Raw genomic sequence first — 5,934 nt, 5'->3', positions numbered from 1 at the left:
TTCCTTCTTCCTTCTTCCTTCTTCCTTCTTCCTTCTTCCTTCTTCCTTCTTCCTTCTTCCTTCTTCCTTCTTCCTTCTTCCTTCTTCCTTCTTCCTTCTTCCTTCTTCCTTCTTCCTTCTTCCTTCTTCTATAACTAACGGCTATGAATACCACAATTCAACAGCAAATTAAACCTCAAGACGTAAAAGTCAAAATCCTGCTTACTGGCGGACATCAGTGCACCGTCACCCTCAAATCCGACACACCTTTATTACACAGCCTTGTCAAAACATTAGTCGATCGCACTCAACAAACACCCGGTTTTTCCACCTTATTTCAAATCCCCATAGACGAAGGGCGTTCCGCCCTTTCTTTTCCCGGCGAACACCTAGTCGGGTTAGTCACAGAACCCCCAATTTACTTGCAGCAACTGCAACCGCAGCAGCCTGCAATTCCCGTAGAAATTCCCGCCGCTGAAATTCCCGCCCCTGCGCCACCTGTAAATGATGACTTAATATCTCGCTACGCCCAAATTGACAACTTTTTGACATCTGCAGAAAAGAACAAACTCATCAAATATGTTTTAGCAAAAGAGTCAGAATTTGTGAGTACCAGCACCTCAACTAATGCCGAAGATTATCGGCGTTCGATGGTACTCCACTCGTTCCCCGAATTTTCGGAACTGATGGTTAATCGCATCAAAGCAATTCTCCCGGACGTGCTGCGCAAATTAAATATTTCCTCATTTCCGCTTGGTGAAATAGAAGCTCAGTTAACCATGCACAACGACAACAACTTTTACAAACTTCACAACGACAGCGGATCTCCAGATACCGCAACCAGATTTTTTACTTACGTTTACTATTTCAATCGAGAACCCAAAGCTTTTTCGGGAGGTGAATTGCTGATTTATGACAGCAAAATTGAGAACAATTTCTATGTTGCGGACGAGACATTCAGAACCGTTGAGCCTCGTAATAACAGCATCGTATTTTTTCTTAGTCGGTATATGCACGAAGTTTTGCGAGTTAGCTGTCCCTCGAAAGCTTTTGCTGATAGTCGCTTTACTATTAACGGCTGGGTGCGCAAAGCAAATTGAGGTAAGACGAAATTAGGGTTAATTATCCTCGAAAAATCGGCGGTTGAAACCGCTACTATACAAACAAATTCAGCCCGCGCGGACTCAAGATTAAAGGGGGTAAATTAACTCAATAAACCCCTCGGGGCGGGTTTGTCAATAGCCTTAAAAAGTACAGATAGATTAAATAAACCCGCCCCAAACCCGCGATATCACTGCTGTGCTCCAGCACTTTTGAGCAATTTCACCACAGTGGAATAACGTTTGAACTCAGCCAACATTAAAGCTGTATAATTTCCCGGATTTTTATGGTTTAGTTCTGCACCAGCAGCAATTAAAATTTTTACTGCCTCAGCATAACCCCGATGTGCGGCCCACATTAAAGCTGTTGCGCCCGAATCATCCAGCAAGTTGACATCTGCACCTTTTTCGACTAATAATTGGACGATCGCAATATAACCGCGATCGCACGCCTTCATTAAAGCCGTTTTCCCCAAATCTGCAGGGACATTGGGATCGGCACCGCCGTCAAGCAAAGCCTTCACCGTCTCGGTATGTCCGTGAAAAGCAGCCAGCGTCAAAGCAGTCTCCCCAAAGTTTTTAGCATTCAGGAAATCCGGCTGATTTGAGTTTACTTTTTGCAGCAAAGCCGATACGATCGCACTATGGCCGTGAACAGCCGCCACCAGTAAAGGCGTATCGCCCAACCGATTTCTAGAACCGACACTAGCACCTCGGTTTAAGAGCAATTCTACGACATCTTCGCAGCCTTCAACCACGGCAAAATTCAAAGCAGTTTCATCATCTTTATCCTTAGCGTTGATATCCGCGCCAGCATCGAGTAAGATATGAGCGATCGGCAAATTTCCCCCAGCAGCAGCGGCCATCAAAGCCGTGCCCCCATCTCCATTTTTCACATTCGCATTAGCACCCACACCAAGCAAAGTTTGCACCACATCAGTATTGCCGGAATCCGCAGCCAAAGTTAAAGCAGTTTCGCCCTCTTTGTCGCGAATTTCGACATCAGCACCAGCAGCCAACAGCGCCTGGACAACAGCCAAATTTCCCGCCGTCGCAGCCAGCATCAAAGCAGTTTTGCTCTCTAAATTTTTAACATTAGCATCCGCCCCACAATTGAGCAAAATTCGCACAATTTCTGCGCTACCTTGACGGACAGCTAAAAACAGCATAGAATTGTCAGCAACAGCACCCGCATCCACCAAAGCTTTAACAACAGCTAGATGACCGGATAAAGCAGCTATTTTTAGAGCCGAATCTCCATCTTTATCTCGGACATTTACATCAGCATTAGCATCAAGTAAAAGCCGCACAACATTGATATCACCTTTCAGAGAAGCCGCCATCAAAGCCGTACTTCCATCATCATTTTTAGCATTAACATCAGCACCCCCAGCTAACAACAGCCGCGCAGAATCAGCCTGTTTGTGAGCCGCCGCCAGCATCAAAGCCGTCAGCCCAAAACGCCTGCTCGCTTGATTGACATTAGCGCCATTGTTTAGTAGAATACGCACGATTTCCGTATAGCCCTTTTGGGTCGCAAACATCAAAGCCGTCGTCCCCTCAGAGTCTTTGGCATTAGCATCAACTCCCTTAGCGAGTAAAGCTTGGACGTGAATAATGTTGCCGGTCTTGGCGGCTTGAATCAATACAGCGTCTTGTTTAGTGGCAGGCATAATAGTGTCTCATCCCGTATATTTTTACCGTCGCATGAGACGGCCTGACTGGTATGCTAAGTTTTATGAAGTATGTTTGCTAATCCTCAGAACACCATGAATCTCGAAATTCCTCAGTCAGTTAAAGTTTGGAGCCAATTCTTTCACCCAGTGTTAATGTGGGTACTGCTGGCCATCTCATTGTATGCTTTGTATCTCGGCCTGCAAATCCGCCGTACCAGAAGCGCCGAAGGCGAAGTCAAAAAAGAGTTAATTAAGGGCAAATTCAACATCAAGCACCACCAAATGGGTTCTTTGCTGCTAGCGTTGATGGTAACGGGGGCGATCGGCGGTATGGCCGTCACCTACATCAACAACGGCAAACTATTTGTCGGCTCCCACTTGCTAGCAGGATTGGGAATGACGGCAATAATTGCGATCGCAGCCTCGCTGACTCCTTTGATGCAAAAAGGCAATGATTTGGCGAGAAACGCTCACATCTTTCTGAATGTTGTGCTCTTGGGGCTGTTTGGCTGGCAAGCAGTAACAGGCGTGGAAATCGTGCAGAGAATTATCAGCAAAATGTGATAATTTGAGTAAGAAGTACAGATATTGGGTAGGGACACGGCAGTGCCGTGTCCCTACATTTTTACGATCGAAAGGGTGTTATAATTAACGTATAAGTAAGCCAATTAGTCTTAATTAAACTTATCTTAGCAAAGACAAGAAAACTAATATGCCTTCTTTAAAAATACATCGCCAATATCAATCCGGCATCGAAAAAATTATAGCCTTGGACAACTCAGTGTTTGAGGCTATTTTGAGTGCGTTGAGAAAAACAGTCCCTGCGTTGCCTCTTGATGATTTAGTCACAAACGTAGAGTCAGAGGTAGAAAAAACGAACCATGATGATTTAGTCAATATACTAGAGAGTATTATTTCTATATATGCTTTAAAGAAAAGTTTTGGTTGGACAGTGGCAGAACTAGCAGATGAGCTTATTGCGGCTGTTGATGAATTTGAAGAACTTTCTAACTTATCAACGGAAGAAAAAGAGCGATTTTGTGAAAAGCTTAATAGCTTGTTGATGCCGAATAGCTTTTTAGAATCGGCATCAAAAGCCAAAGATGTTTTAAAAGTATATTTGTTGCCTTCAGGAGTTCCTGCTGATGACTTCCCGATTAAAAGCAAGGTAGAACTAGAAGCAGAGTTTAAGAAGTTCGCCGAAGAATGGCGTCTCGAAACGGGAATGCTATCATTAGTTACACAGAAATCAATGCACCAGGCTTATCAGAGAATTATCGGCATGGGACAGCCAGTTATCCCCTTGATTTTGCGTGACCTCGAACAAAAGCCAGACCATTGGTTTTGGGCGTTGAGGGCAATTACTGGTGACAACCCGGTAAAACCCGAACAGCGCGGCCGGATGAAGCAAATGGCCCTAGCGTGGATACAATGGGGAAAAGAACACGGTTATGAGTGGTAAGCTAGAGTACCGAAAAATATTGAGATTTCCTAACTTAGAGCTTACTGAATATCAAGTAACAAGTCAAGAAACAGTAGATTATAATTGTTTTGCTTTTGCTGCTGGAGAAGAGGAATGCAGATGGGACCCGGTAGACCCTGATGGGTACTGGCCGGATGGTGTTTCAAGAGAGTTAACGCTGGAAGCTTTTATCCAAGCTTATCAAACTATTGGATATGAACCTTGCGAGAATCGTGACCTTGAACCGGGGTTTCAAAAAATAGCAATATACACCTATAACGGCCAGCCACAGCACGCAGCCAGACAAGAAGACGATGGTAAGTGGAAAAGCAAACTAGGGGATTGGGAAGATATCGAACATGAATTAGAAGGGTTAGAAAATCCTAACTATTATGGGGTGGTTCAACAAATATTAAAGCGAGCGACAATCCCGATAGAGATTTCTTAGACGGCAATTCAACTTTTGAAGAGTACACTCTTGGACTCACCCACTCTATTTGTTACCCTTAGCTATTTTTTATCTGCTTTAATAGCCAAGCTTCCCTTTGGATGATATAATAGACTAAAGTTAAATTTGGCGAACAAATTATAAGATTAATTAGGGATTTTTTTTAAATCGAAAGAAGGAAAGCCATGCTAGAAAACCTGATCAAATACTTTGTCTACGCAACAAAAGGCTATATTACAAAAACGCAGTTAATCAAGTTTTTGTATTTGGCAGATCTTTATGCGGTCAAATGGACAGACAAGCAGCTTACTGATTTAGATTGGCGTTATTATTACTATGGGCCTTGGAATGAAGGCATAGAGGCTGTTTTAAATCAAATGAATGGCAAAGAGATTGTTCAAGAATCTCAGGGAGAAAGTATATTCATCAGACTTGGTGAGGGAGCTGGTAATGTGGATGATTTAAAGTTACCTTTAGGTCTGAAGCTCATGCTTGACAACATCAGGAGAGAATGGGCGGGTGCAGGAGAGGATAAACTGAATCAGTTACTAGAATATGTCTATAGCACTGCTCCCATGCTTGAGGTTAAATATAGCCACGAACCAGAGGAACAGGTGAGAATTAATCTCTACAAAGAAAGAGAAAAGTTAATGAGTGAATTGGGGTGAGCGAGTGGCTGGACAAAAACCGCGTCAAGGTTGGATTTATTTTATCAATCCCTATAGAGTATCTCTTCGTTGCAAACTCGGTCATCATCATATTTATGAGATAAATGAACCAGGGGAGATTGAGTGCAAGACAATTTCTTGCACTCAGGTGATTAATTCGAGTCGGGTTTTTCGGGGAGAGCATCCTTATATCGTTTGGACAAGTGACCAATTTCAAGAGGACTCTAAATACATCCAAACTTTGACGCTGATTCCGTTGACTTCACAAGAAACCTATAAAGGTTTGCCAACTGTATATCCAATTAATTCTACAAGCACAAATGGTCTTTCTTATAATTCCTTCGCTCTAGTGCATCAGATATGTACTGTTGATGCTAACTGTTTTAAAGATTCGCAAGGGGATTGGCTTAAGCGAGTTGGACAACTGGATAAAGCAGATAAGGAAGCTATAGAGGAACGTTTAAAGTATTTTTTAAATCTTGGGGATAATCTGGGTGAAGATTGGTTTATTAAAAATGCGTCTATACAATACTCCGGACAGTTTTTAAAGAAGGATGCGACGCCTACGGCAAGCAACGCTTACGCAATAAATCACAGAAGC

General features: G+C 43.2%; 7 protein-coding genes. 6 read left to right on the top strand and 1 reads right to left on the bottom strand.

The window, feature by feature from the left end:
* The first annotated feature begins 143 nt into the window (after nt 1–143).
* Nucleotides 144–1,079 carry a 2OG-Fe(II) oxygenase gene (locus QUA54_RS33515; protein WP_333419265.1) on the top strand — a complete coding sequence of 312 codons (936 nt, stop codon included), beginning with the start codon at nt 144–146 and terminating at the stop codon, nt 1,077–1,079.
* Nucleotides 1,080–1,270: 191 nt separating this feature from the next.
* On the opposite strand, the gene QUA54_RS33510 is transcribed toward QUA54_RS33515, so the two are convergent.
* Entirely contained in the window at nt 1,271–2,752 is a 1,482-nt protein-coding gene (locus QUA54_RS33510; RefSeq protein WP_333419263.1) for an ankyrin repeat domain-containing protein, read from the bottom strand.
* 96 nt (nt 2,753–2,848) lie between these two features.
* Between QUA54_RS33510 and QUA54_RS33505 the strand changes: the two genes are divergently transcribed.
* The 5 genes from QUA54_RS33505 to QUA54_RS33485 all read left to right on the top strand — a co-directional run.
* Entirely contained in the window at nt 2,849–3,319 is a 471-nt protein-coding gene (locus QUA54_RS33505; protein WP_333419267.1) for a DUF4079 domain-containing protein, read from the top strand.
* A 148-nt stretch (nt 3,320–3,467) separates the two neighbouring features.
* Entirely contained in the window at nt 3,468–4,217 is a 750-nt protein-coding gene (locus tag QUA54_RS33500) for a hypothetical protein (protein WP_333419261.1), read from the top strand.
* The gene (locus tag QUA54_RS33495) at nt 4,207–4,665 is read left to right on the top strand and encodes a DUF7689 domain-containing protein (protein WP_333419260.1); all 459 of its coding nucleotides are present in this window, start codon (nt 4,207–4,209) and stop codon (nt 4,663–4,665) included. Before QUA54_RS33500 ends, QUA54_RS33495 begins: the two co-directional genes overlap by 11 nt.
* Nucleotides 4,666–4,850: 185 nt before the next feature.
* A complete protein-coding gene (locus tag QUA54_RS33490; protein WP_333419258.1) occupies nt 4,851–5,333 on the top strand; it encodes a type II toxin-antitoxin system antitoxin SocA domain-containing protein in 483 nt (160 codons plus the stop codon).
* A partial coding sequence (locus tag QUA54_RS33485) for a type II toxin-antitoxin system PemK/MazF family toxin (RefSeq protein ID WP_333419256.1) occupies nt 5,320–5,934 on the top strand: 615 nt, incomplete at its 3' end. The genes QUA54_RS33490 and QUA54_RS33485, both read left to right, overlap by 14 nt.

This window comes from Microcoleus sp. MOSTC5, assembly GCF_036701825.1.
Taxonomy (GTDB): domain Bacteria; phylum Cyanobacteriota; class Cyanobacteriia; order Cyanobacteriales; family Microcoleaceae; genus Microcoleus; species Microcoleus asticus.
This window is presented reverse-complemented; position numbering and strand designations above follow the sequence as displayed.

Bases quoted from the DNA above. Each gene is read 5' to 3' on its own strand.
- QUA54_RS33515 (WP_333419265.1), top strand. From the start codon at position 144: ATGAATACCACAATTCAACAGCAAATTAAACCTCAAGACGTAAAAGTC.
- QUA54_RS33510 (WP_333419263.1), bottom strand. From the start codon at position 2,752: ATGCCTGCCACTAAACAAGACGCTGTATTGATTCAAGCCGCCAAGACC.
- QUA54_RS33505 (WP_333419267.1), top strand. From the start codon at position 2,849: ATGAATCTCGAAATTCCTCAGTCAGTTAAAGTTTGGAGCCAATTCTTT.
- QUA54_RS33500 (WP_333419261.1), top strand. From the start codon at position 3,468: ATGCCTTCTTTAAAAATACATCGCCAATATCAATCCGGCATCGAAAAA.
- QUA54_RS33495 (WP_333419260.1), top strand. From the start codon at position 4,207: ATGAGTGGTAAGCTAGAGTACCGAAAAATATTGAGATTTCCTAACTTA.
- QUA54_RS33490 (WP_333419258.1), top strand. From the start codon at position 4,851: ATGCTAGAAAACCTGATCAAATACTTTGTCTACGCAACAAAAGGCTAT.